A 22,000-nucleotide genomic window follows, 5' to 3' on the forward strand; every position below is an offset into this window, starting at 1 on the left:
TCCGGAACCGGTCGGCGGGAGGCCGGTTCAGCGGGAGCAATCGAGGAGCCTTGCCATGACCGATCTCTCTCATGTCCGCGTGCTGATGATGGCCACCAACGGCTTCGAGCAGGACGAGCTGATGCTGCCGCGTCAGGCGCTGATCGATGCCGGGGCGCAGGTGACGCTGGCCGCGCTCGATACCAGGCCGATCACCGGCGAGAAGGGTGGCGAGAAGGGCGAGAGCATCACGCCGGACACCACGGTCGACGAAGTGGATACCGACAATTACGACGCGCTGGTGCTGCCCGGCGGGGTGGCCAATCCGGACAAGCTCCGGATCAACGCCCGGGCGGTGGAGATCGTCGGCGAGTTCATGGACGACGAGAAGCTGGTCGCGGCGATCTGCCATGCGCCGTGGCTGCTGGTCGAGGCCGATGTGGTCGACGGGCGCGAGGTGACCGGCTGGCCTTCGGTGCGCACCGACCTGGAGAATGCCGGCGCCGAGGTGGTCGACCGCGACGTGGTGATCGACGAGAATTTGATCACCAGCCGCAAGCCGGACGACATTCCCGCGTTCAACCGCGCGGTGATCGAAGCGCTTCGGAAGGTGCCGGTCGAAGCCTGATGCCGTTGACCAGGCGCTGCGCCGGGCGTTCGACCAGATGGTAGAGCGCCACCGAGGCGAGCAGCACCAGGGCGAGGAAGCCGATCACCAGAGGCCAGGGCACGGCATGGGTGTCGCGGACAAAGGCCAGCTTGAAGGCGAACCAGAGCAGATAATGCGACAGGTAGGTCGCGTAGCTGATCTCGCCGAGATAGTGGAGCGGCGCGGCCTCCAGCGGGTTGCCCTTGCGCGCCGAAGTCAGCGCCAGTGCGAGCAGCAGCGCGGCGAACAGGGCGGGCGCGGCCAGGGTCTCGGGCAGGCCGAGCGCCCAGCCGGCGGCGAAGGCCAGGGCAAGCGCGCCGCTGCCCAGCGCGGGGACGCGCCAGGCGTCGCGCCAGCGCAGCCATAGCGCCGCGACCGCAGTGCCGGCGGCGAATTCGAGCAGGCAGCGGATCAGGCCGAGGCTGGTGATCTCCTGCCCCAGCGCCCAGGCGCCGCGGCTGGCGAAGACGCCGTGCAGCAGGCCGAACAGCGCGGCGATGGCGGCGATCACCGCCCAGCTCGGTACCCGGCGCCAGTCGATGGCGAGGGCGAGCAGCGGGAAGAGCAGATAGGCGGCGAGCTCGCACGAGATCGACCAGGCCGGGTCGTTCCAGGTGAGATGCGGCGTGAAGCCCCAGTTCTGGAGCAGCAGGACGTGGAGCGGCAATTCGTGCCAGGGGAACTGGTCGCTGCCCCGGCCGGTCCACTCGAGCGCCGCGGCGATCGCCACGCCGAAGCCGAGCATGACGAGGTGGAGCGGCCAGACCCGGGCGACGCGGCGCTGGAGGAAGCCCGGCACCGCGGCGAGCCCGCCGCTGCGAATCCGCTCGCTCCAGGTCATCCAGATCACGAAACCCGAGAGCAGGAAGAAGAAATCGACCGCCAGGTAACCCTTGGCGAGCAGGTGCATCTCGGGATCGGGCAGACCGAGCGCGAAGCGGATGTGGAAGAACACCACGAACCAGGCCGCGATGCCGCGCACGCTGGTCAGCGCCTTGAGCTCGGGACCCTTCACGCCAGTGCCGGCTTGGTCTTGCGCAGCGGCCGCCAGGCGGATTCCTCGCGCTTGCGGGCCATATAGGTGTCGAGCCCGATCTGGGCGCCGATCAGCATGTAGACGAAAGGCTGGAAGGCGATGGCGATGAAGGTCGCGCCGAGCATGTAGACGATGTGCGCGGTCTGCAGCGCCGAGGCGAGCGGGGCGACCCATTCCTGGCCGGGCTCGGGCTTCCTGTAGCGCTGGCGCAGGACCTCCATGCGGAAGATGCCGAGCAGGTTGATCGTCAGCCACAGCGCCAGGCCTGGATAGCCCTGCTCGCCGAGCATCTCGAAATAGGCGCTGTGATAGGCGCGGGCACTGTCGACCTCGAGGCTGCGGTCGACGGTGGTCTGGCCGGCGCCGTCGCTCTCGGTCGCGACCTTCTCGTAGCGGATCTTGTTCTGGCGATAGGCTTCGAAGCCGCCGCCCATCGGGTGGGTCTTGGCGTAGTCCATCGTCCACTGCCACACGGCGAGGCGGGTGGAGGCCGAGGCATCCGCCTTGTAGGTCTTGATCGTCCCCATCCGTTCGGTGAACGAGCTGGGCAGGAAGGGCACGGCGGCGAGGCCGAGGCAGCCGAGCGCGGTGAGGTACAGGACCTTGCGCTTGGCATCGCGGATCATCAGCAGCGCGACCAGGCCGATGCAGAGCAGGCCGGTGCGCGTCGAGGTGCCGACCGGGATCAGCAGGCAGGCGAAGATCAGCGCAAGGCAGAAGCACTTCACCTTCCAGTCGGGCGGGAAGATGGTGCCGAAGCGCATGAACCAGACGATCAGCGGGATGATCGCGATGGCGACGGTGGAGATGGTCGAGCCTTCGTACAGGCCCGAATTATTGGCGACCATCAGGTTGAGCTCGCCATAGCCGCCGCCCGAGCCGAGCGTCTTGATCCCGCCGACGATGATGATCGACGAGGCGGAAAGGATCATGAAGAGCAGCAGGCTCTCGATGCGCAGCTTGGTGCGCAGGGTGAGCGGCAGGAAGGCGGCGAAGGCGAGCGCCTTCCACACCCAATCCCACTTATCCAACGCCTCGACTTTGAAGTCGGCGTTGAGCGTGGTGTAGAAGCAATAGCCGAGCAGGGCGACGATCATCAGCTGGCGCGGCGCGACGCGGACGTCCTTCTTGTCGTCCATCGCCAGCCAGCCGAGCACCGACAGGCCCACCGCGATCAGCGAGATCGGCACCGAGTTGAGCAGCAGATAGGTCAGCCGCTGCGGCGAGACGATGTCGATATACGCATAGACGAGCACGAAGATGAACGGCTTGCGGAAGCCCATCCCGAAAAAGGCCAGCAGGAAGGCGACGAAGACGAGATCACGCACCGGGCTTGCCCCATCGGCTGGGCTTGGCCTTGGACGCTTCGTCCCTCGGGCCGGGTTCCTGGTCGAGATCGGGGCGGCGCAGCAGCAGGAAGGCCGCGAGCAGCATCAGCCCGTGCGAGATCGCGAGCGATAGATTGTCGATCATGGGCCCGTTGCCGCTCCTGCTTACAGGGACCGTGTAGCGCGATGCGGTTGACGCGGCGTTAAGTGCTCCTGTGGCAATGGGAGGGGCATGCGGATTCTCCATATCCTCGATCACGGCCTGCCGCTGCACAGCGGCTATACCTTCCGGACCCGGGCGATCCTGAAGGCGCAGATGGCGCGCGGCTGGGAAGTCGCCGCGGTGACCAGCCCGCGTCACGGCAAGTTCGATACCGATGAGGAGACGATCGACGGCATCCGCTTCTACCGGACGCCGCGAGTAAATTCCGGGCCGCCGGTGATCGGCGAGCTGCGCGAGGTCTCCGCCTTCGCGAAGCGGATCGAGGCAGTGGCGAAGGCGTGGCGGCCGGACGTGCTCCATGCCCATTCGCCGGTGCTCGGCGCGATGGCGGCGCAGCGGGTGGCGAACAGGCTCGGCCTGCCGCTGATCTATGAGATCCGCGCCTTCTGGGAAGACGCCGCGGTCGGCAACGGCACCGGCACCGAAGGGAGCTGGAAATACCGGGCGACGCGCTGGCTCGAGACCCGGGCGGTGCGCAAGGCCGATGCGGTGGCGGTGATCTGCGAGGGGCTGAAGGGCGATCTGGTCGCCCGTGGCGGGATCGATCCGGGCAAGATCATGATCTCGCCCAATGGCGTCGACCTGGGCCTGTTCGGCGAGCCGCTGGCCCATGACGCCGCACTGGCGAAGGAACTGGGCATCGAGGGTGCCGAGACCATCGGCTTCATCGGCAGCTTCTACGATTATGAAGGCCTGGACGTGCTGATCGAGGCGATGCCGGGGCTGGTCGCCCTGCGCCCGAAGCTGCACCTCGTCCTGGTCGGCGGCGGCCCGTGCGACGCGGCGCTGATGGCGCAGGCGGCGGCATCGCCGGTGGCAAACCGCATCCACTTCGTCGGCCGGGTGCCGCACCAGCAGGTCGAGCGCTACTACAGCGTGATCGACGTGCTCGTTTACCCCCGCAAGCACATGCGCCTCACCGACCTGGTGACGCCGCTGAAACCCCTGGAAGCCATGGCCCAGCGCCGGCTGGTCGCAGCCTCCGACGTGGGCGGGCACCGCGAGCTGATTCGCGACGGCGATACCGGGACCCTGTTCAAGCCCGACGATCCCACGGCGCTGGCCGAATCGGTCGCGCGGATGTTCGCCGAGCGCGACGGCTGGGATGCAAGGCGGGAACGCGGCCGGACATTCGTCGAGACCGAGCGCAGCTGGGCGACAAATGTCGGCCGTTATGACTCCGTTTACCAAAGACTCGCCAAGATCGGGGCCATGGAAGACTCGTGGTCGCACACGTCCGTGGTGAGCGCATGAACCTGCCACTGGCGCCCCTGATCGCGCTGGTCGCGGGAGGTCTCGCTGCGCTTGGCGTGGCGATGATCCCCGTGCCCGCGCTCGAGGCGCTGGTGATGGACTCCGGTCTTCCCTCCGTTCTTTCGATGGCCGAGCCGCCGCTCGGCACCACCGCCCGCCTGGCCGTGGCGCTGGGTGCCGGCGCGTTCGTCGGCGCCTTCATGTGGCTTTCGGCCTTCATCCTGCTCGGCTCGCGCGGGCTGACCATCGGCGAATCGGCCGAGGTCGAGAGCGATCCGGAGCAGGTGCCGCTGCCCGTGCTGCGCCGTGCCGATGCGCATCCCGATGCGCCGCCGCGTCCGCCGCTGCTCGCCACCCGTGACCTGGGCCGGCCGTTCCTCGAGGTCCGTGCCGCCGTGCCGGTGGCCGAGCCCGAGGCGGAAGAGCATATCGACTTCGACGCGATCTTCCCGCCGCGCCCGATCTCCCCGCCCAAGGCGGTGGAACCGGTGGTCGTGCAGGTGCCCGAACCCGTCATCGCGCTGCCGGCTCCGGTGGTGATCGCCACTGCGCCCGAGCCGGTGGTCGAGGTGCCGGAAGTTTCCGAAGTTTACACTACGCCGCCCCCGATCTCCGCTCCCGAGCCGGTCGTCGAGGCGCCGGAAGTTCACAAAGTTCACGACCTTCACGCGCGCGAGGCCCTGGCGCCCGTCGAGCAGGAACTGCCGGTCGATTTCGACCAGCCGCTCTCTGCCTTCGATCCGCAGGCGATCCCGGCGGTGCCCAAGTCCGCGCCGGTGCCGCTCGCGCCGCTGCGCCGCCAGCCGCGCCCGTCGATCTTCGACGAGAGCGAGCGCTTCGAGATTTTCGAGCTGACCCCGCCGCCGCGCCGGCACGTGCCCGAGCCGCTGGTCGAAGCGCCGGTCGCCCCGCCGCGCGAGCGGATCGTGCGGCCGGAGACCGACGCATCGGTCCACGCGCTGCTCGAGCGGCTGGAACGCGGCGTGGCGGACAAGCAGATTGCGGCAACCTCGCGCTCGGCCGCCAAGGCGCAAGAGCGCGGGCTGGAAGAGGCGCTCGTCACCCTGCGCAACCTGGCGCGGCGGACGGCGTAACACCGCTTCCGATTGTTGTTCCGTCATCCCCGCGAAAGCGGGGACCCATCTCGTGCGCTTTCCTCAAATACATCCGGTGCGCCCAGTCGTGCGTCCGGGAGATGGGCCCCCGCTTTCGCGGGGGTGACGAGAGAGTATTGTGAGAGGGGCGCCACACTAACGCCGCTCCTCCACCGTCAGCACTTCCAGCGACACCGTCACCCGGTCCTGCGCACGGCGGACATGTTCCACCGCCAGGTCGGCGACGAGATGGCCGCGCAGGCGCAGCTCCGCCTCGGGCAGGCCGGCGATCCAGGCATCGAGTGCCGGGGAGGGCGGGCCGGCCAGCGCCAGCAGGTGCCGTGCGCCGCTGAAGGTGGCGCTGGCCCAGCGCGTCCAGTCCGATTCGACCAGCGCGACCGGGCAGCCGGCCGCCTCCGCATGCGATTCGAGCGCGCGGCGGAGCAGCGTCTCCGCATCGGGTCCGCGGCTCATCGCCGGATGTCCCGGTTGCGGGCCTGTGCCTGTTGCGCCTGCTGGGCGGCCAGGAACGCCTCGATCCGGGCGCTGATCCGCGGGCCGAGTTCGCGGCCGCGTCGCAGATCATGGACCAGCCGCGGATCGCTGACCGACAGCCTGCCGAATTTGGTGGGCGGCATGTCCGTCGCCCGGAGGAATTTCTCGATCTTGCGATGCACCGACATGCGTTTTTCTCCCGTCCGATTCGCTCAAGATCGTTCCTACTTTGTTCTCTATTTCCTACTTGTCTAGGAAAATTCCTACGGGTATGGAGACACTATGGAACCGGAAGCGCAACGCGCCGCGCTGGAGGCGCTGATCGCCGAGAACGGCACGAGCCTTACCGAGCTGTCGCGGCTGCTCGGGCGCAACGCGGCCTATCTCCAGCAATATCTGGTGCGGGGTACGCCGCGGCTGCTGAGCGAGGCGGACCGGGCGCTGCTCGCGCGCTATTTCGGCGTTGCGGAGGCGCGGCTGGGCGGGCCGGAGCTGGAGGGGCTGGTCGAGGTGGCGCGGCTCGACGTCGGTGCGTCGGCGGGGCCGGGCGGGCTGGTCGAGCGCGAGGCGCGGCGGCGGCGGGGCGCGCAATTCTCGCCCGAGCTGCTGCGGGCTTTGGGCGTGCGGCCCGAGGCGGCGTCGATGATCCGCGTGCAGGGCGATTCGATGATGCCGACGCTCGAGGATGGCGACGAGATACTGGTCGATCGCGACCGGCGGCGCATCGAGGGGCGCGGCGGGGTATTCGTGGTCCGGCTCGACGGCGAGCTGATGGTCAAGCGGCTGCGGGCCGGGGTGGGCGGGATCGAAGTGATCTCGGACAATCCGGATTGGGAAATGCGCGTGGTGCCGGCGAAGGCGCTGGACGTGGTCGGGCGCGTGGCCTGGCTGGGCCGGGCGGTTTGACCGTTAGTTCCTCCCCAGCAAGCTGGGGGAGGAATTTATGCTACCGCCCCACCCGGATCCGGTCGACCAGCCACACCCCGGCGAGCAGCGCGACGCCGACCGCGAGCCCGATCACGAAGCCGAACGACGCCTCGCCCCGGGCGATGCCGACGAACACGCCGACGATCAGGCTGAGCGCGAGCAGGAAGCCGCCGGCGACGGGCGTCTTGGAGGGGGATTTGGTCATGGCTGTCCTCTGCCACGTCCCGGGGCGGGACGCTACCTGTGCCATGCCGGGGCACGCGATACGCGCTTTGCAACATGGTTAGCGGAAGTTCAGCATCCTGTGGCGCGCAAAGCCGCGATTCCGCTGGAACTGGCACGGCTCGTGTAGCGAACGCGCGCATGAACATGATGCCTTATCTGGGCGATCGCCGCGAAATCGCCGACGCCAACGACCTGATCGCCAGCTTCGGCGAGCTCGCCGGCAGCGAAGCTGCCGCCCGTGCCGATCGCAGCCGCGACCTGGGCAACCACATCCATTTCTGCCGCTGGCGCCAGATCGAGCGGCTGATCGTGCTGATGTCGGTGGGCAGGGCCGTGGGGACGGTGCACTAGGCTATTAATTCCTCCCCGAGCTTGCTCGGGGAGGGGGACCGCGCCCGCAGGGCGTGGTGGAGGGGCGGCGCAACGCGCCGGTACCCGGCGCGCCCCTCCACCACCGGCTTCGCCGGCGGTCCCCCTCCCCCAGACAAGCTGGGGGAGGAATTGGATGGCTGCGGACCCGAAGCCACCGCGCGGCGTTCAGCCGGTGATGAACACGCCCCAATTGCTCTCCGTCGGCGTGCTGGCCGGCATGATGCTGCTCTTCATCTGGGGGAAGTTCCGCTACGACATGGTCGCGGTGATCGCGCTCCTCGCGGCGCTGGCGCTGGGCATCGTCAGCCCCAAGCAGGCGTTCACCGGCTTTTCCGACGACATCGTGATCATCGTCGCCTCGGCGCTCGTCCTGTCGGGCGCGGTGCAGCGGTCGGGGGTGATCGAGCGGGCGATGCTGGTGCTGCAGAAGCGCGTGACGCATGTCCGCTCGCAACTGCTGCTGCTCAGCGCCTCGGTCGGGCTGGCATCGGCGCTGGTCAAGAATATCGGCGCGCTGGCGATGATGATTCCGGTGGCGCTGCAGATGTCGAAGCGCGCCAACGTTTCCCCGGCGGCGTACCTGATGCCGATGTCCTTCGCCTCGCTGCTCGGCGGGCTGATCACGCTGATCGGGACCTCGCCCAACATCATCGTCAGCCGGGTGCGCGAGGAGATGACCGGCCAGCCCTTCGGCATGTTCGACTATGCGCCGGTCGGCCTGGGGCTGACGCTGGTCGGGCTGATCTTCCTGCGCTTCGGCTACCGGCTGCTGCCGCGCGACCGCCGTGCCGCGCCGACCCTGGGCGAGGCGATCAACATCGAGGACTATGTCACCGAGGCCGAGATCCCTGCCGGATCGCCTGCGGTGGACGAGACGGTGGCCGCGTTCCGCGAGCGGCATGACGGCGAGATCACCGTGACTGCGATCCTGCGTTCCGGCATCCGCTCGATCCCCTTCCCCGACACGACGCTGAAGCCCGAGGACGTGCTGATCCTCGCCGGCTCGCCCGACAGCCTCGAACGCGTGATCGCCGGCGACCGACTGGAGCTGGAGGGCGCCGGGCGCGAGAAGCCCGAGGGGAGCGGCGAGGTGGGCGTGATCGAGGCGGTGATCGGCACCGAGAGCGCCTTGATCGGCCGCACCGCCGGGCGGCTCGGCCTGCACGAGCGCTTCGGGGTGAACCTGATCGCGGTGTCGCGCCAGGGCGAGCGGCTGGCCAGCCGGCTTGGCGAGATCGAGCTCGTCGCCGGTGACGTGATCGTGCTGCAGGGGCCGCTCGACCTCCTCTTCGAGCGGCTGAGCGACCTGGGGTGCCTGCCGCTCGCCGAGCGCACCCTGCGGCTGGGCAGCGCGCGCAAGGGACTGCTGCCGCTGGCGATCCTGGGCGCGGCGATGGCGGCGACGGCGCTCGGCTATGTGCCGGTGGCGGTCGCCTTCTTCGCGGCGGCGGGGGCAGTGATCCTGCTCGGCGCGCTGCCGGTGCGCGAAGCCTATGACCATATCGAATGGCCGATCCTGGTGATGCTCGGCGCGCTGATCCCGGTTTCCGATTCGCTCCGCACCACCGGGGCGAGCCAGATCATCGGCGACGGGCTGAGCCAGCTCGCCGCGACCTTGCCGCCCTGGGGCGCGGTGGCGCTGATCCTGGCGGCGGCGATGGCGGTGACGCCCTTCCTCAACAATGCCGCGACGGTGCTGGTGATGGCGCCGATCGCCGCGACCTTCGCCGGCCAGCTCGGCTATCGGCCCGAGGCATTCCTGATGGCGACGGCGGTGGGCGCGGGCTGCGACTTCCTCACGCCGATCGGGCACCAGTGCAACACGCTGGTGATGGGGCCGGGCGGGTACAGGTTCGGCGATTATGCCCGGCTGGGCGCACCGCTTTCGCTGATCGTGCTGGTGGTCGGCACGCCGCTGATCCTATGGGTCTGGCCGGTACATTGAAGGAGTCGCGTGATGGAACGGACGGCACGGATCGAAGCGGTCGGCGGACCCGAAGTCATCCAGTGGGTCGATGTCGACCTGCCGCCGCCGGGGCCCGGCGAGGTCCGCATGCGCAACACTGCGGTAGGCCTGAACTTCATCGACACCTATCATCGCTCCGGCCTCTATCCGGTGCCGCTGCCGAGCGGCCTGGGCGGCGAGGCGGCCGGGGTGGTCGAGGCGGTGGGCGAGGGCGTGACCGACTTCTCCGTCGGAGACCGGGTGGCGACCTTCGGCCCCGGGATCGGCGCCTATGCGACGGCGCGCAACGTGCCGGCGAAGATCCTGTTCGGGCTGCCCGACGACATCAGCGACGAGACCGCGGCGGCGGCCCTGCTCAAGGGCGGGACGGTGGAATTCCTGGTCGAGCGCTGCGCCCGGGTCGAGCCAGGCTGGACGGTGCTGGTCCATGCCGCGGCGGGCGGTGTCGGGCAGATCGCGGTGCGCTGGCTCAAGGCGATCGGGGTGCGGGTGCTCGCGACGGTGGGCAGCGCCGACAAGGTGGCGCTGGCGGTCGAGGCGGGTGCGGACGACGTGCTGGTCTCGCGCGGCGAGGGCGTGGCCGACTGGGTGCGCGGGATCACCGCCGGCGCGGGCGTGGAAGTGGTATTCGACGGGGTCGGCAAGGCGACCTGGGAGGCGTCGCTGGCGAGCGTCCGGCGGCGCGGGCTGGTGGTGAGCTTCGGCAATGCCAGCGGGCCGGTGGAAGGGGTGAACCTGGGCACGCTGGCGCGGGCCGGATCGGTCTATGTCACGCGGCCGACGATGTTCGACTATTATGTCACGCCCGAAGAGCGCGCGGCGGGCAGCGCAAGGCTGTTCCAGATGCTGCGGAGCGGTGCGGTGCGGGCGGAGATCGGCCAGCGTTTCGCGCTGGAGGATGCCGCCGACGCGCACCGGGCGCTGGAGGCGGGGAAGACGACCGGGTCTACGATCCTGGTGCCGTAGCGGGAGCATGGGCCGCTGGAGGCGAGCACGCTTCTGCTCCCCTCTTTGGAAGAGAGGGGAATTTCAGGCCGCGCGCTGGTCGCGCAGGGGCACGGCGCCGGTGCGCAGCGCCTCGGCATAGAGCAGCGCGTTCTCTGCCTTCACCCGCTGGGCGAGGCGGACGATCATCGTGCCGGTCTCGATGCGGAATATCTCCCAGTCGCCGGCGATGCAGTCGCTTGTCCATTCGCGCAGATACAGGTTCCAGGCGCCGCGCAGCTCGTCGAAATCCTCGACGAACCGCTCGGCCACGCGGCGTGCCTGCGGGTTCCGGCCCTGGATCAGGCGCGGATAGATGAAGCTGTCCTCGTGCGCGAGATGATGGGCGAGCTCGTTCGAGAGATCGGCGAGCCCGATGATCACGGCGGGAATGTCGGGGACCGCGGCGGCCACGAGCGCCTCCAGCCGGGCCAGCGCGGCATCGATCAGCGCGTGTTCGGCAATGAGACGCTCGTAGCTCATACGCTGTACTCCCGGGGAGGGGCGTCCCCGGGGGGCAGAATGCCTAACCTGGGTTAGGAAATCGCGAGCGGAAGGTTACGCAAATGCACCTACCACCGCCTTGACCTCCATGAACTCGGCCAGGCCGAACTTGCCGTGCTCGCGGCCATTGCCCGACTGCTTGTAGCCGCCGAACGGCAGGTTGGGGTCGGGCTGGCCGCCATTGACGTAGACCATGCCGGCCCGCAGCCGCGGGGCGACGCGCTTGATCGCCTCGCCGCTGCCGAACACCACGGCGGACAGGCCATAGTCGGTGTCGTTGGCGATGCGGACGGCGTCTTCCTCGTCCTCGTACGGGATGATCGTGACGACCGGGCCGAAGATCTCCTCACGGGCGATCGTCATCGCGTTGGTGACGCTGGAGAAGAGGGTCGGGCGGACGAAATAGCCGGTCTCGACGCCGTCCGGGCGACCGGGGCCGCCGGCCTCGAGCTTCGCGCCTTCCTCCATGCCCTTGGCGATCAGGCCCTGGACCTTCTCCCACTGGGTCTTGTTGACCAGCGGGCCGATATGGCGGCCTTCCTCGGCCGGATTGCCGGTGTGCGTTGCCTTCATCACCTCGGCGGCCGCCGCGGCGACCTGGTCCTGCAGCCCTGCGGGCACCAGCAGGCGGGTGGGGGCGATGCAGCTCTGGCCCGAGTTCAGCAGCACGTTGAACAGGGTGGCCTGCACCGCGCGGCCGAGATCGGCGCCTTCGAGCATCAGCGCGGGCGACTTGCCGCCCAGTTCCTGGTGGACGCGCTTCACCGTCTCGGCGGCGTTCTTGGCGACGAGCACGCCGGCACGGGTGGAGCCGGTGAAGCTCACCATGTCGACGCCCTTGTGGCGGCTGAGCGCCGTGCCGACACCGGGACCGTCGCCGTTCACGACGTTGAACACGCCCGCCGGCACGCCGGCGGCGGCGAGTACTTCGGCGAAGATCATCGCGCAGCCGGGTGCCTCTTCCGAGGGCTTGAGCACCATGCAGCAGCCGGCGGCGAGCGCGGGCGCGACCTTGGACACGATCTGGTTGAGCGGCCAGTTCCAGGGGGTGATCATCGCCACGACGCCAATGGGTTCATGGACGACCAGCGAGTTGCCGATCTGCTCCTCGAACTGGAAGTCGCGGAGCGCATTGGCGGCGGACATCAGATGGCCCAGGCCCGAGCCGACCTGCGCGGTCCTGGCCAGGCTGATCGGCGCGCCCATCTCGAGGCTGATCGCCTCGGCCATGTCGCCGGCGCGGTTCTTGTACTCGGCGAGGATCGCCTCGATCAGCGCGACGCGTTCCTCGACGCTGGTGCGCGAGAAGCTTTCGAAAGCGGCACGGGCCGCCGCGACGGCCTTGTCGACATCGGCCTCGGAGCCCAGCGTGATCTCGGTTACCGCTTCCTCGGTGGCGGGGTTGATCACCTTGTGCGGCGTGCCGCCCTGGCTCTCGACCCACTCCCCTCCGATGAACTGCTTCAGATAGCTGCGCATCTCTCGCCTCTCCGATTCGAACTTGCGGTATGGCGATCTAGATGGACAGTTGCGTTTCGCAACGCAAGGGCGCGACTCAGCCCGGCTGGACCATGTATATCTCCCCGGCGAGATCGACGATGTAGAGGTTGTTCGCGCTGTCGACGCCGAAGGAGGCGAGCTGGTCGATCGTGCCGGCATCGGGCAGGAAATCGAAGTTGCGCCGCTCATAGCTCGCCGCCGGGAAGAGCTGGCCCTGGACGAGCGAAGCCGCGGGCAGCGTCCAGATATTGCCGCTGACGAAATCGCCGAAGACATAGCTGCCCTGCAGCGACGTGACCGGGCCGCGATAGACATAGCCGCCGATGACCGAATTGCCCTGCTTGGGGCCGCTCCCGTGCAGATATTGCGAGACTGGCGCGGTGAGGCCGCCCGGTGCCGTGCCGCTGAACGGGTTGGTGCCCTCGAGGAAGCGCCAGCCGAAATTGAGGCCGGGCTGGCTGATCGGGGCGAGATCGAGTTCTTCGACCGCGCCTTCGCCGACATCGGCGATGATCAGGTTGTTGCCGTCGAACGAATTGCGGAACGGGTTCCGCAGGCCATAGGCGAAGATGTACGGATCGCCGCCGCCGGCCGCGAAGGGATTGCCGGGCGCCGGCGCGAAGGGCGTGGCCGAGCCGGGCGTCTTGTCGATCCGGAGGCGCAGGATCTTGCCCAGGCGGACATTGACGTTCTGGGCGTTGTTGTTGGGGTCACCCCCGCCGCCGCCATCGCCGACCGCGTCGTAGAGCAGCCCGTCGGGCCCGAAGCCGATCCAGCCGCCATTATGGTTGTTCGCCGAGGCGTGCGGCGTCGACAGGACGAGCCGCATCGCGCCCGTGCTGGCATTGTATTCGCGGATCTCGACCGCGCCGTCGGTGCCGGTAGCGTGGACGAAGACGATGTTCGAGGTGGCGAAATCGTCCCGCGCCGCCAGGCCGAGCAGGCCGCGCTCGCCATCTGTGGAGAGGCCGGTGGCGCGGAAGGCCAGCGTCCTGTCGCCGGTCGAGGGGGTGAGGAACCAGACGCCGCCGCCCTTCTCGACGACGAAGACGCGGTTGTTGTCGCCGGGCACGGGGGCGACGAACACCGGCTGGTTGAAGCCCGAGCCGACGCGGCGGACGCGGATGCCCTCCTTGCTGTCGTTCACGGTGATCGAGACGAGCAGCGTCGAGTTCAGGCTGCCGTCGCTGGCGCGGAGCTGGACCTGATAGACATTGTCGCCATCGGCATCCTTGGGCGTCTCGAAGCTCGGTGCCGCGACGAAGCTCAGCCCGCCGGCCGGCGTGATCGTGAATAGCGCCGCATCGGGGCCGCCCGCGATCGAGAAGGTGATCGGGTTGCCCTCGGCATCGGTGGCGGTCGCCTGATAGGCCAGCGCGACATTCTCGGCGATGCTGGTGATCGCGGGCGAGGTGAAATTGGGCGCGGTATTGACGCTGGGCGTCGGGGTGGGCGTGGGCGTAGGCGTGACGCCGCCGCCTCCGCCGGAGCCGCCGCCTCCGGAACAGGCAGCAAGCAAGAACAGGCCGGCGAGCGGGGTGGCGATACGCATACGGGGTTCCTCCCTCTAAGAACCGAAGCGCGCAACGCGGGCCGCAGGCGTTCGTTCCGCCTAACCAACAACTTAATTCAATTCCCTAAATTCGTTGCGGCGCAACATGGATGTCATGATCGCACGCCATCGGCCTTGCCCAGGGGGCAGGGGAACGCTCCCGAAACAACAGGGAGTCCGTCATGTCCGTTCGCTATGCGCTGCTCGCGCTTGCCAGCCCGATCGCCTTGCTTGCCGCCACCGATGCGGCGGCGCAGGAAGCCGCCCAGGCGCAGCCCGAAGCGACCGCGCCTGCCGACAGCCGGACGGACGGCGGCGAGATCGTCGTCACCGCGCAGCTGGTCGAGCAGAAGCCGATGGACGTGCCGTTCGCGCTCACCGCGCTGCAGGGCCAGTTCCTCGACGATCTGGGAATCACCGAGTTCGACCGGCTCGGCCAGTTCATCCCGGGCTTCGACGTGCAGAACCAGTCGCCGAACAATCCCGGCTTCGTGATGCGCGGCATCACCTCGGATTCGGGCGCCGCCTATAACGAGCCGCGCGTCTCGGTCTTCCAGGACGGCGTGTCGATCTCCAAGTCGCGCGGTTCCTATGTCGAGCTGTTCGACATGGAGCGCGTCGAAGTGGCCAAGGGCCCGCAATCGACGCTGTACGGCCGCGGCGCGCTGATCGGCGCGGTCAACCTGGTCCAGGCCAAGGCCGATCCGAAGAACGCCTATGGCTATGTCTATGGCCAATATTCGAACTTCAACGGCTATCGGATCGACCAGACGGTGAACCTGCCGCTGAGCGACGATCTCGCCATCCGCGTCGCCAGCCGGATCAAGGAGCGCGACGGCACCATCGCCAACCTGCTCGGCGGCGAGGACTATAACGGGATCAAGTCGGAGGCGGTGCGTGGCGCGCTGCGCTGGGCGCCAGGCGCGCTCACCTTCGACCTGATCGGCAACTACCAGCACGACAAGGCGAGCGGCACCTCGTTCAAGTCGATCGCGTACAACCCGACGGACCCGGTCACCGGTGCGGTGATCGGCGATCGTGGCCGCAACAGCGGCGCGGCGCTGGCCAGCCCCTCGAGCTTCGAGCGCGGCCGGCCGCTGGGCCTCGACCGCGACGTGTGGGGCGTGACGGGCATCGCGAACTACGACTTCTCGCCCAACCTCTCGCTCAACGCGATCGGCTCGTACCGCAAGTTCGCCGGCATCGAGGTGTTCGACGCCGACGGCATCTCGCTCCCCGCGCTGACCGCGGCCGAGGATGCGCAGGGCAACCAGACCATGGGCACGCTGCGCCTGACCTGGAAGAACGACCGCGTCACGGCGTTCTTCGGCGGCACCTATTTCCGCGAGGACGGCTTCCAGCGCGCGCCTTCGCAGTTCGACGAGCGGGTGGCGCTCGCCCGGCTGACCAACACGCTGAACGGCGGCGGCGCCATCCCGGGCCGCGCGGCGACCGATCCGGCGCCGCTCGCGCTGTTCTCGAACACCGCCTTCACCGGCTCGCTGCTCCAGGGCGTGCTGCGCAGCCAGCTCTACAGCGCCTTCCGCAAGGCAGGCCTTAACGATGCGCAGGCGACGGCCCAGGCGGCGACGCAGACCAATGCGCTGCTGCCCACGGCCCAGGCCCAGGCGATCGCCGCGAACCTGAAGCCGGGGCATCAGGAGACCACGACCAATTACGGCCGCACCGAGAGCTGGGACCTGTTCGGCGACGTGACCTTCGACGTCACCGATCGCTTCCAGGTCGGCGGTGGCATCCGCTGGAGCCATGACGCGAAGACCACCGGCTTCTCCTCGGCGGTGAGCAATGGCCGCTCGATCCTGGGCGGCTATATCGGCGCGCTGCAACTGCTGGGCTCCAGCCCGGCGACCGCGCAGCAGCTGCTCGGCGCGCTGGCGGTGCCGGGTGCGGCGAACATCCCGACCTCGGCGCTGTACCCGGTGCCGCTCTTCGGCCTGGGCGCGCAGCCGACCGGCACCAACGGCCAGCTGTACAATGCCGATCACAACGACAGCGGCTTCACTTGGCGCGCCACCGCCAAGTACGAGATCTCGCCCGAGGCCAATATCTACGCCAACTACGCGCGCGGCCGTCGTCCGGAGATCCTGAGCGTCGGCGCGCCCTCGACGCCGGGCGGCGCGGCGCGGTTCAGCGTGCTGCCGTCGGAGACGGTGGACAGCTACGAAGCCGGCGTGAAGACCGCGCTCGCCAACCGCACGCTCTTCATCGACGGCTCGGTGTTCTACTATCGCTACAAGAACTTCCAGACGACCGAGCAGCAGGGCACGACTTTCGTCACCATCAATGCCGGCCGCGCCGAGAGCTATGGCTTCGAGGGGCAGGTGAACTGGCGCCCGGCCGACTGGGTGAGCCTGTTCGGCAGCTACGCCTATAACCACAGCCGCTTCGCCGCGGGCGCGCGCGACGGCAACCGCTTCCGCCTTTCGCCTGATCACAGCGCCGCGCTGGCGGTGCAGTTCAAGGTGCCGGCGGGCCCGGTGAAGATCGACTTCACGCCGAGCGTCACCTGGCAGTCCAAGGTGTTCTTCGACGACGACAACGACCTGCCCGCGCTGCAGGTGAACAACCTGGTGCCCGATCTGGTGCAGGACGAAGTGCAGGGCAGCTATGCGCTGGTCGACGCCCGGCTGGGCTTCGAGACGGACAATGGCCGCTGGCGGATCGAAGGCTTCGTCACCAACGCCTTCAACCAGAAGTACATCAAGGATGCCGGCAACACCGGCGACGCGCTGGGCATGCCGACCTTCATCGCCGGCGAGCCGCGCGTCTATGGCATCGCGGCGAGCCTGAAGCTCGGCAAGCGCTAAGAGTTAAAAGGGGGAGCGCCCGGTATCCTCGAAAGGGGGCCGGGCGCTTAATTCTTGCCGGCGGGCTTCGGCCTGGCGGCCGGCTTTACCTTTGCAGCAGGCTTCGGCCGGGCCGCGGGCCTGGCTTGCGGCCCGGCGCTGGCCGAGGTTTCCGGTACGCGCTGGGTCTGCACGGCGGCCCCGATCTTCGATACGGCCCTGGCTTCCGTTGCCACCGCATCGGCGATCGCGGCATGCGCATCCATCAGGTCGTCGCTCATACCCTGTCTCCTGCTGGCGGTACCGGCCTAGGCCGGTACGAAACGCTCGAGCGTGATCGCGCCGCTGGCATCGAGCTGCAGCCCGATTTCGCCGGGCTGGTCCGGTTCACGCGCCGTGAAGTGCGCGCTGCCGCCATCCTGTGCGAGCCGGGCGCGATCGAGCGAGGCGCGGGTCAGCAGCGCCTGGGCCTGATCGAGATGGGTATCGACCAGTGCCTGGCCGGCCGCGCCGGTCTCGCCGCGATAGCCGCCATGGACGACGAGCTGCCAGACGCCGCGTGACAGGCGGGGAAAGCCGATCCGGCGGCCGGCGCGGATCCAGCCTGCCACGGCTCCGGCGACGGCCTCCGGCGCGACGAAGCCGCTGACCGCTGGGCAGTCGAGCGCGTCGAACAGCATCGGTGCCAGCGCGGCGAGGGCGGCGCTGGCATCGTCGGCGCTCAGCGGCGCGGTGCCGGTGGTGAGTGCGAGAGAGGCGCGCAGGTAATCGACGAACTCGAACGGGCCATAGGCCCAGTCGGCGGCGAAGCGTGCCGCGGCCTTTTGCGCGGCAATGGGCGGCGCGCCGTCGGCGGCGAGTTCCGCCTTGAGATCGAGCAACGCGAGCCGTTCGCCGAGCGACAGGGCCTGGAACAGCGACGCGCCGGCCACGCCGAGCGACTTGAGCAGCGCATCGACCGCGGCGAGATCGGCGGCGGTGTACAATGCCTCGCCGGCGAGAAGCTTCTGCGCGGCCGCGGTGGTCGCCGCGTCCTCGCTTCCCGCCTCGACCGCCACAAGCAGCCGCAGGTCGGCGGCGGACAGCGCGATCAGCCGCGCTGCGCCGGCCATCAGACCGAGCCTGGGCAACAGCACCAGCGGCATGCCGTGCAGCCCCTGCTGGGCGGCGACGACAAGCGCCATTTCGTCCTCGAACGCGTAGAGTCGGGGCGCCTGGATCGCATGGGCGAGCCATTCATTGCCGCCGTCGATGCAGCTCAGCGCGAGCAGCGCGGGCTGCGATAGCCCCGCCGGCTGGAAGACCGGCTTGGATGCGACGATCAGTGTCATCCCGGTTTCTCCTCAGGCGCTGGGGAAGCCCTTGAGCGCGGTGGCGGCGGCTTCGCAGATCGCGGCATAGTTCCGCACCGCGGTGTCGAGCGTGGCCTGCGCCGCGGCGAGCGTTTCGCGTGCCCCGGCATCGCCCTCGAGCATCTGGGCCATCGCCACCCCGATCGCGGTGGTGGAGACGGTGGAGATGTTGCGCAGCATGTCGGTGGCGTCCTGCACGGCGATCGCGGCGGAAGCGGCGACCGCCTGATAGGCGCGCCCGGCCCCGCCCGACAGCAGCACCTGCTGGCCGAGCGTGGCAAGCTGGGTCTGGCTTATCGCGTCAAGGATGGCGGGATCGACCCCGGGTGCCTGTGGCGCGGCTTCGGTTTCATCGGCCATGGCTCAGCCCTCCTTGCTGCCGCGCGGGGCGGCGGATGCTGCGGGAGGGGGCGGAGGCACGGGCACCGGTACGGCGACCCTGCGCGCGGCCAGGATGCGCGTGCAGGCCGCGGTGGCGGCCGCCGCACCCGATATCGCCGATTGCTGGTGGCGATGGACCGCGCCGTGGAGCAGCGTGCCCAGGGCATGGGCGGCGGCGAGATCGACCATCGCCTGCGCGCCGGCCGGCGCCTGGCCGACGACGAGCGTGCTGGTGGCGGCGATGGAATCGACCACCTGTGCATTCAACGTTGAGCTCATGATCGTGCTCCTAGGCGCGGCGCCGGGCTCAGGAGGACGGGATGTCGTGCGTCACGACGCCCGTCGCCGCGGTGTCCAGCGAGTAGAGCGTGGCCACGCCCATCGTCGTTGCGGCCTGGGCCGTGACATAGTTCTGCTGCTGCGCGTTGGTGGCGTTGTGCGCGGCATTGGCCAGCGCCTGCGCTGTCGCCTGGTAGAGGTTGCCGAGCGCAATTGCCGGCGCGTCGCCGAGCACCTTTACGTTGGCCTGGGTGACGCTGTCGGTGATCTGATCGTTTACCGAGGTGGGGAATGCCATTTTCCTGTTCCTTTCTGCGTTCAGGCCGTGGGGCGAAGGCTGTGGAGGAGATCCGCCAGCGCGATGCCGTCGGTGTCCAGCGAGTAGAGCGTGGTCACGCCCTGGGTGGTAGCCGCCTGGGCGACGACCCAACTCTGCTGCTGAGCATTGGTCGCGTTGTGCGCTGCGTTGGACAGCGCCTGCGAAGTGGCGACGAACAGATTGCCCATCGCGACGGCCGGGGCGTCGCCGAGCACCTTGGTATTCGCCTGGGTGACGCTGTCGGTGATCTGGCTGTTGATTGCCGTGGGAAATGCCATGGGAGCTTCCTTCCTGGGCTGGTCTGGGGCGGGGTAGGCTTGGCGATCAGGCGGGGCGGGCAGCCGGGGCAAGGCGCGCGTGCAGGCCGATGGAATCGACGATCTGACTGTCGAACCGGTTCTTGTCGGCCATCGCGCTCCTCCCCTTTTGCTGCAGATGACGGGCCCGTGGGTTCGCGCGAGCAGCAATGTCTGCAAGCTGTCAAAAGGGTTCGTGTCTTGTTCAAGGCACGAATCTTCATTCTTCAAGTTGCGGTGCCGAAACTATTCCGGGGAAGTGGATTTGCAAGCCGGATTATATAATTGACGCGGCGTTCATGTATTTGCCGAGAATTACACCATTTCGGTTGTTTGTTTCACGGAATTGTCAATATCCAGCCTCGCCAAAGGAAAGGGCGCCCGAACCCTGGTTCGGACGCCCTTTTTCCTTGTGCCGTACAGGCTTACCAGACGTGCACGCGCTCCTCGGGCGGTAGGTACAGCTTGTCGCCGGGCTTGACCCCGAACGCCGCGTACCATTCGTCCATGTTCCGCACGATGCCGTTGACCCGGTACTCCTCGGGGCTGTGCGGGTTGGAGAGCAGCTGGCTGCGCAGTGCGCCTTCGCGGGCCTTGCCCTGCCAGCTCTGTGCATAGGCGAGGAAGAAGCGCTGGTCGCCGGTATAGCCGTCGATCACCGCCGGCTCGCCGTGGCGCGACACATAGCGGCGATAGGCGGCATAGGCCGCTTCGAGCCCACCCAGGTCGCCGAGATTCTCGCCGAGCGTGAGCTGGCCCTTGATATGGACGCCGGGGATCGGCTCGTACGCGTCGAACTGCTTGACCAGTGCCTGGGCGTGCGCGGTGTAGCGGTCGGCGGATTCCTTGGTCCACCAGTCGCGCAGCTTGCCGCTGGCATCATATTGGCGGCCTTCGTCGTCGAAGCCATGCCCCATCTCATGGCCGATCGTGGCACCCGTCTCGCCATAGTTCACCGCCGGATCGGCCGCCGGATCGAAGAAGGGCGGCTGGAGCTGCGCGGCGGGGAAGGTGACCTGGTTGAGGACCGGATCGTAATAGGCGTTCACCGTCTGCGGGGTCATGTACCAGAGCGCGCGATCGACCGGCTTGCCGAGGCGCGAAAGCTCGAGCTGGTGCTGGAAGCTGTCCGAGGCGAGGTCGTTGGCGAGCGGATCGGTGCGGCTGACCTTCATGCTCGAATAGTCGATGTATTTCACCGGGCCGCCCAGGCGCGGATCGAAGGCGGCGAGCTTGGCGAGCGCTTCCTTGCGGGTCGGCGCGTCCATCCACTTGGCGGCGTTGATCTTGTCGGCATAGGCGGCGCGCAGATCCTCGACCAGCTCATTGGCCTGGGTGGCGGCTTCCGTCGTCCAGTGGCGCTCGGCGTAGATCTTGCCGATCGCCTCGCCCAGGCTGCCATCAAGGAGCCGAACGCCGCGCTTCCAGCGCGGGGCCTGGGCCTTCACGTCCTGCAGCGTGCGGCTGTAGAAATCGAAGCGGGCGTCGTCGAACGCCTTGGGCAGATACTGGGCGTGATCGCTGATGAAGCGATAGGCGACCCAGTCCTTCCAGGTGGCGAGCGGCACATCGGCCATGCGCTTGCCGGCGGCGGTGACCGCGGTCGTCTCGCGCACCACCACGGTCGGCATGTTCGCCAGGCCCATATGGGCGAGCGTCGCGTCCCAATCGAATTCGGGGGCGAGCTTCGCCAGCTCGGCGCGGCTCATCGGATTGTAGGTCTTCTGCGGATCGCGGCGCGCTTCCGGCGTCCACTGATCCTGCGCCAGCCGCGTCTCGAGCGCGATGATCGCGTCGGCCTTGGCCTCGGCATTGGCGATGCCGGCGAGTTGCTGGACCTTCACGACATAGGCGCGATAGGCCTTGCGGATCGCGACGTACTTCTCGCCGTCGAGCAGGTAATAGTCGCGGGTCGGCAGTCCCAGGCGCGCCTGGCCGGCCATCACCGTATACTGGGTCGGGTTCTTCTCGTCGGCCGAGATGCCGATGCCGATCGGCGACGCATAGCCGGGCTCGGCCATCAGCAGGTTGAGCGCCTTGCGGTCCTTCACCGCGGCGATGCGCCCGAGATAGGGCTTGAGCGGCGCGGTGCCCCGCGCCTCGATCCCGGCCTCGTCCATCCAGGCGGCGTAGAAGTCGGCGACCTGACGCATCACCGGATCCGCCGGATGCGCGCCGGCGCCCTCGACCAGCGTGCGGACCTCGACCTCGGTCTCGTCGGGCAGGTCGTAATTATAGCCGGCGCGCGACTTGTCCGGGGCGATCGGCGCATCGCGCAGCCAGGTGCCCTCGGCGAAGCGGAAGAAGTCGTCGCCCGGCTTCACGCTCTTGTCCATCGTCGCATAGTCGACGCCCCAGGTTCCGTATTTGGGCTTGGCAGTCGTCTGGGCCAGGGCGGGGACGGACGTGCCGAGCAGGAGCGCGGCGGCGGCGAGACGCGTGAATCGCATGTGGGGAAACCTCCGGGTGATGCATCGG

At 68.5% G+C, this 22,000-nt stretch carries 24 protein-coding genes; 8 read left to right on the top strand and 16 right to left on the bottom strand.

What is annotated here, in order from left to right; genetic code table 11:
- Positions 1-55 precede the first annotated feature (55 nt).
- Entirely contained in the window at positions 56-607 is a 552-nt protein-coding gene (locus tag GGR46_RS10400; RefSeq protein ID WP_183997410.1) for a type 1 glutamine amidotransferase domain-containing protein, read from the top strand.
- Here GGR46_RS10400 and GGR46_RS10405 read toward each other — a convergent pair.
- Genes GGR46_RS10405 through GGR46_RS10415 form a run of 3 tightly spaced genes read right to left on the bottom strand, consistent with a single transcriptional unit; the run spans position 558 to position 3,137 of the window.
- The gene (locus tag GGR46_RS10405) at positions 558-1,643 is read right to left on the bottom strand and encodes an acyltransferase family protein (protein WP_343058105.1); all 1,086 of its coding nucleotides are present in this window, start codon (positions 1,641-1,643) and stop codon (positions 558-560) included. The two genes, GGR46_RS10400 and GGR46_RS10405, sit on opposite strands and share 50 nt — an antisense overlap.
- Positions 1,640-2,992, bottom strand: coding sequence for a putative O-glycosylation ligase, exosortase A system-associated (locus GGR46_RS10410; RefSeq protein WP_183997412.1), 1,353 nt, complete (start codon positions 2,990-2,992; stop codon positions 1,640-1,642). Before GGR46_RS10410 ends, GGR46_RS10405 begins: the two co-directional genes overlap by 4 nt.
- Positions 2,985-3,137, bottom strand: coding sequence for a hypothetical protein (locus GGR46_RS10415; RefSeq protein ID WP_183997414.1), 153 nt, complete (start codon positions 3,135-3,137; stop codon positions 2,985-2,987). Before GGR46_RS10415 ends, GGR46_RS10410 begins: the two co-directional genes overlap by 8 nt.
- 87 nt (positions 3,138-3,224) lie before the next feature.
- On the opposite strand from GGR46_RS10415, the gene GGR46_RS10420 reads away from it, so the two are divergent.
- Together GGR46_RS10420 and GGR46_RS10425 are read left to right on the top strand one after the other, a co-directional pair.
- Positions 3,225-4,469 (top strand): TIGR04063 family PEP-CTERM/XrtA system glycosyltransferase, encoded by a 1,245-nt coding sequence (locus GGR46_RS10420; RefSeq protein WP_183997416.1) that lies wholly within the window; start codon positions 3,225-3,227, stop codon positions 4,467-4,469.
- Complete coding sequence (locus GGR46_RS10425) at positions 4,466-5,563, top strand: hypothetical protein (protein WP_183997418.1); 1,098 nt, start codon at positions 4,466-4,468, stop codon at positions 5,561-5,563. Before GGR46_RS10420 ends, GGR46_RS10425 begins: the two co-directional genes overlap by 4 nt.
- 156 nt (positions 5,564-5,719) lie before the next feature.
- On the opposite strand, the gene GGR46_RS10430 is transcribed toward GGR46_RS10425, so the two are convergent.
- The gene (locus GGR46_RS10430; protein ID WP_183997420.1) at positions 5,720-6,037 is read right to left on the bottom strand and encodes a hypothetical protein; all 318 of its coding nucleotides are present in this window, start codon (positions 6,035-6,037) and stop codon (positions 5,720-5,722) included.
- Entirely contained in the window at positions 6,034-6,246 is a 213-nt protein-coding gene (locus GGR46_RS10435) for a hypothetical protein (protein ID WP_183997422.1), read from the bottom strand. The genes GGR46_RS10430 and GGR46_RS10435 overlap by 4 nt, the downstream gene beginning before the upstream one ends.
- Before the next feature lie 94 nt (positions 6,247-6,340).
- Between GGR46_RS10435 and GGR46_RS10440 the strand changes: the two genes are divergently transcribed.
- Positions 6,341-6,964, top strand: a complete 624-nt coding sequence (locus GGR46_RS10440) for a S24 family peptidase (protein WP_183997424.1) — start codon at positions 6,341-6,343, stop codon at positions 6,962-6,964.
- Between the two features lie 40 nt (positions 6,965-7,004).
- Here GGR46_RS10440 and GGR46_RS10445 read toward each other — a convergent pair whose 3' ends face one another.
- Complete coding sequence (locus GGR46_RS10445; protein WP_183997426.1) at positions 7,005-7,190, bottom strand: hypothetical protein; 186 nt, start codon at positions 7,188-7,190, stop codon at positions 7,005-7,007.
- Positions 7,191-7,348: 158 nt separating this feature from the next.
- On the opposite strand from GGR46_RS10445, the gene GGR46_RS10450 reads away from it, so the two are divergent.
- From GGR46_RS10450 to GGR46_RS10460, 3 genes are all read left to right on the top strand, one after another.
- Positions 7,349-7,561, top strand: coding sequence for a hypothetical protein (locus tag GGR46_RS10450; protein ID WP_183997428.1), 213 nt, complete (start codon positions 7,349-7,351; stop codon positions 7,559-7,561).
- Between the two features lie 196 nt (positions 7,562-7,757).
- Positions 7,758-9,527, top strand: coding sequence for an SLC13 family permease (locus GGR46_RS10455; RefSeq protein ID WP_183998769.1), 1,770 nt, complete (start codon positions 7,758-7,760; stop codon positions 9,525-9,527).
- Between the two features lie 12 nt (positions 9,528-9,539).
- On the top strand, positions 9,540-10,514 hold the full coding sequence (locus tag GGR46_RS10460) for a quinone oxidoreductase family protein (RefSeq protein ID WP_183997430.1): 975 nt from the start codon (positions 9,540-9,542) through the stop codon (positions 10,512-10,514).
- Positions 10,515-10,577: 63 nt separating this feature from the next.
- On the opposite strand, the gene GGR46_RS10465 is transcribed toward GGR46_RS10460, so the two are convergent.
- The 3 genes from GGR46_RS10465 to GGR46_RS10475 all read right to left on the bottom strand — a co-directional run bounded on the left by GGR46_RS10465 (position 10,578) and on the right by GGR46_RS10475 (position 14,088).
- Positions 10,578-11,015: a hemerythrin domain-containing protein gene (locus GGR46_RS10465; protein ID WP_183997432.1), complete on the bottom strand. Its 438-nt coding sequence runs from the start codon at positions 11,013-11,015 to the stop codon at positions 10,578-10,580.
- Positions 11,016-11,090: 75 nt separating this feature from the next.
- Positions 11,091-12,515 (bottom strand): aldehyde dehydrogenase family protein, encoded by a 1,425-nt coding sequence (locus GGR46_RS10470; RefSeq protein WP_183997434.1) that lies wholly within the window; start codon positions 12,513-12,515, stop codon positions 11,091-11,093.
- A gap of 76 nt (positions 12,516-12,591) precedes the next feature.
- A complete protein-coding gene (locus GGR46_RS10475) occupies positions 12,592-14,088 on the bottom strand; it encodes a PQQ-dependent sugar dehydrogenase (protein ID WP_183997436.1) in 1,497 nt (498 codons plus the stop codon).
- A gap of 182 nt (positions 14,089-14,270) precedes the next feature.
- On the opposite strand from GGR46_RS10475, the gene GGR46_RS10480 reads away from it, so the two are divergent.
- A complete protein-coding gene (locus GGR46_RS10480) occupies positions 14,271-16,916 on the top strand; it encodes a TonB-dependent receptor (protein WP_183997438.1) in 2,646 nt (881 codons plus the stop codon).
- Positions 16,917-16,963: 47 nt separating this feature from the next.
- On the opposite strand, the gene GGR46_RS10485 is transcribed toward GGR46_RS10480, so the two are convergent.
- From GGR46_RS10485 to GGR46_RS10515, 7 genes are all read right to left on the bottom strand, one after another.
- Positions 16,964-17,176, bottom strand: coding sequence for a hypothetical protein (locus tag GGR46_RS10485; protein WP_183997440.1), 213 nt, complete (start codon positions 17,174-17,176; stop codon positions 16,964-16,966).
- Between the two features lie 27 nt (positions 17,177-17,203).
- The gene (locus GGR46_RS10490) at positions 17,204-18,226 is read right to left on the bottom strand and encodes a hypothetical protein (protein ID WP_183997442.1); all 1,023 of its coding nucleotides are present in this window, start codon (positions 18,224-18,226) and stop codon (positions 17,204-17,206) included.
- A gap of 12 nt (positions 18,227-18,238) precedes the next feature.
- On the bottom strand, positions 18,239-18,607 hold the full coding sequence (locus GGR46_RS10495; RefSeq protein ID WP_183997444.1) for a hypothetical protein: 369 nt from the start codon (positions 18,605-18,607) through the stop codon (positions 18,239-18,241).
- A gap of 3 nt (positions 18,608-18,610) precedes the next feature.
- Complete coding sequence (locus GGR46_RS10500) at positions 18,611-18,907, bottom strand: RebB family R body protein (protein ID WP_183997446.1); 297 nt, start codon at positions 18,905-18,907, stop codon at positions 18,611-18,613.
- A 28-nt stretch (positions 18,908-18,935) separates the two neighbouring features.
- A complete protein-coding gene (locus tag GGR46_RS10505; RefSeq protein WP_183997449.1) occupies positions 18,936-19,205 on the bottom strand; it encodes a RebB family R body protein in 270 nt (89 codons plus the stop codon).
- A gap of 20 nt (positions 19,206-19,225) precedes the next feature.
- A complete protein-coding gene (locus GGR46_RS10510; RefSeq protein WP_183997450.1) occupies positions 19,226-19,504 on the bottom strand; it encodes a RebB family R body protein in 279 nt (92 codons plus the stop codon).
- A gap of 443 nt (positions 19,505-19,947) precedes the next feature.
- The gene (locus GGR46_RS10515) at positions 19,948-21,972 is read right to left on the bottom strand and encodes a M13 family metallopeptidase (RefSeq protein ID WP_183997452.1); all 2,025 of its coding nucleotides are present in this window, start codon (positions 21,970-21,972) and stop codon (positions 19,948-19,950) included.
- Between the last annotated feature and the right edge of the window lie 28 nt (positions 21,973-22,000).

Source organism: Sphingomonas kyeonggiensis, assembly GCF_014196745.1.
Lineage (GTDB): Bacteria > Pseudomonadota > Alphaproteobacteria > Sphingomonadales > Sphingomonadaceae > Sphingomonas > Sphingomonas kyeonggiensis.

Coding starts and splice junctions, on each gene's coding strand:
- GGR46_RS10515 (WP_183997452.1), bottom strand. CDS start 21,972: ATGCGATTCACGCGTCTCGCCGCCGCCGCGCTCCTGCTCGGCACGTCC.
- GGR46_RS10490 (WP_183997442.1), bottom strand. CDS start 18,226: ATGACACTGATCGTCGCATCCAAGCCGGTCTTCCAGCCGGCGGGGCTA.
- GGR46_RS10475 (WP_183997436.1), bottom strand. CDS start 14,088: ATGCGTATCGCCACCCCGCTCGCCGGCCTGTTCTTGCTTGCTGCCTGT.
- GGR46_RS10465 (WP_183997432.1), bottom strand. CDS start 11,015: ATGAGCTACGAGCGTCTCATTGCCGAACACGCGCTGATCGATGCCGCG.
- GGR46_RS10470 (WP_183997434.1), bottom strand. CDS start 12,515: ATGCGCAGCTATCTGAAGCAGTTCATCGGAGGGGAGTGGGTCGAGAGC.
- GGR46_RS10435 (WP_183997422.1), bottom strand. CDS start 6,246: ATGTCGGTGCATCGCAAGATCGAGAAATTCCTCCGGGCGACGGACATG.
- GGR46_RS10460 (WP_183997430.1), top strand. CDS start 9,540: ATGGAACGGACGGCACGGATCGAAGCGGTCGGCGGACCCGAAGTCATC.
- GGR46_RS10445 (WP_183997426.1), bottom strand. CDS start 7,190: ATGACCAAATCCCCCTCCAAGACGCCCGTCGCCGGCGGCTTCCTGCTC.
- GGR46_RS10510 (WP_183997450.1), bottom strand. CDS start 19,504: ATGGCATTTCCCACGGCAATCAACAGCCAGATCACCGACAGCGTCACC.
- GGR46_RS10480 (WP_183997438.1), top strand. CDS start 14,271: ATGTCCGTTCGCTATGCGCTGCTCGCGCTTGCCAGCCCGATCGCCTTG.
- GGR46_RS10485 (WP_183997440.1), bottom strand. CDS start 17,176: ATGAGCGACGACCTGATGGATGCGCATGCCGCGATCGCCGATGCGGTG.
- GGR46_RS10415 (WP_183997414.1), bottom strand. CDS start 3,137: ATGATCGACAATCTATCGCTCGCGATCTCGCACGGGCTGATGCTGCTC.
- GGR46_RS10420 (WP_183997416.1), top strand. CDS start 3,225: ATGCGGATTCTCCATATCCTCGATCACGGCCTGCCGCTGCACAGCGGC.
- GGR46_RS10430 (WP_183997420.1), bottom strand. CDS start 6,037: ATGAGCCGCGGACCCGATGCGGAGACGCTGCTCCGCCGCGCGCTCGAA.
- GGR46_RS10400 (WP_183997410.1), top strand. CDS start 56: ATGACCGATCTCTCTCATGTCCGCGTGCTGATGATGGCCACCAACGGC.
- GGR46_RS10455 (WP_183998769.1), top strand. CDS start 7,758: ATGAACACGCCCCAATTGCTCTCCGTCGGCGTGCTGGCCGGCATGATG.
- GGR46_RS10440 (WP_183997424.1), top strand. CDS start 6,341: ATGGAACCGGAAGCGCAACGCGCCGCGCTGGAGGCGCTGATCGCCGAG.
- GGR46_RS10505 (WP_183997449.1), bottom strand. CDS start 19,205: ATGGCATTCCCCACCTCGGTAAACGATCAGATCACCGACAGCGTCACC.
- GGR46_RS10500 (WP_183997446.1), bottom strand. CDS start 18,907: ATGAGCTCAACGTTGAATGCACAGGTGGTCGATTCCATCGCCGCCACC.
- GGR46_RS10495 (WP_183997444.1), bottom strand. CDS start 18,607: ATGGCCGATGAAACCGAAGCCGCGCCACAGGCACCCGGGGTCGATCCC.
- GGR46_RS10450 (WP_183997428.1), top strand. CDS start 7,349: ATGAACATGATGCCTTATCTGGGCGATCGCCGCGAAATCGCCGACGCC.
- GGR46_RS10425 (WP_183997418.1), top strand. CDS start 4,466: ATGAACCTGCCACTGGCGCCCCTGATCGCGCTGGTCGCGGGAGGTCTC.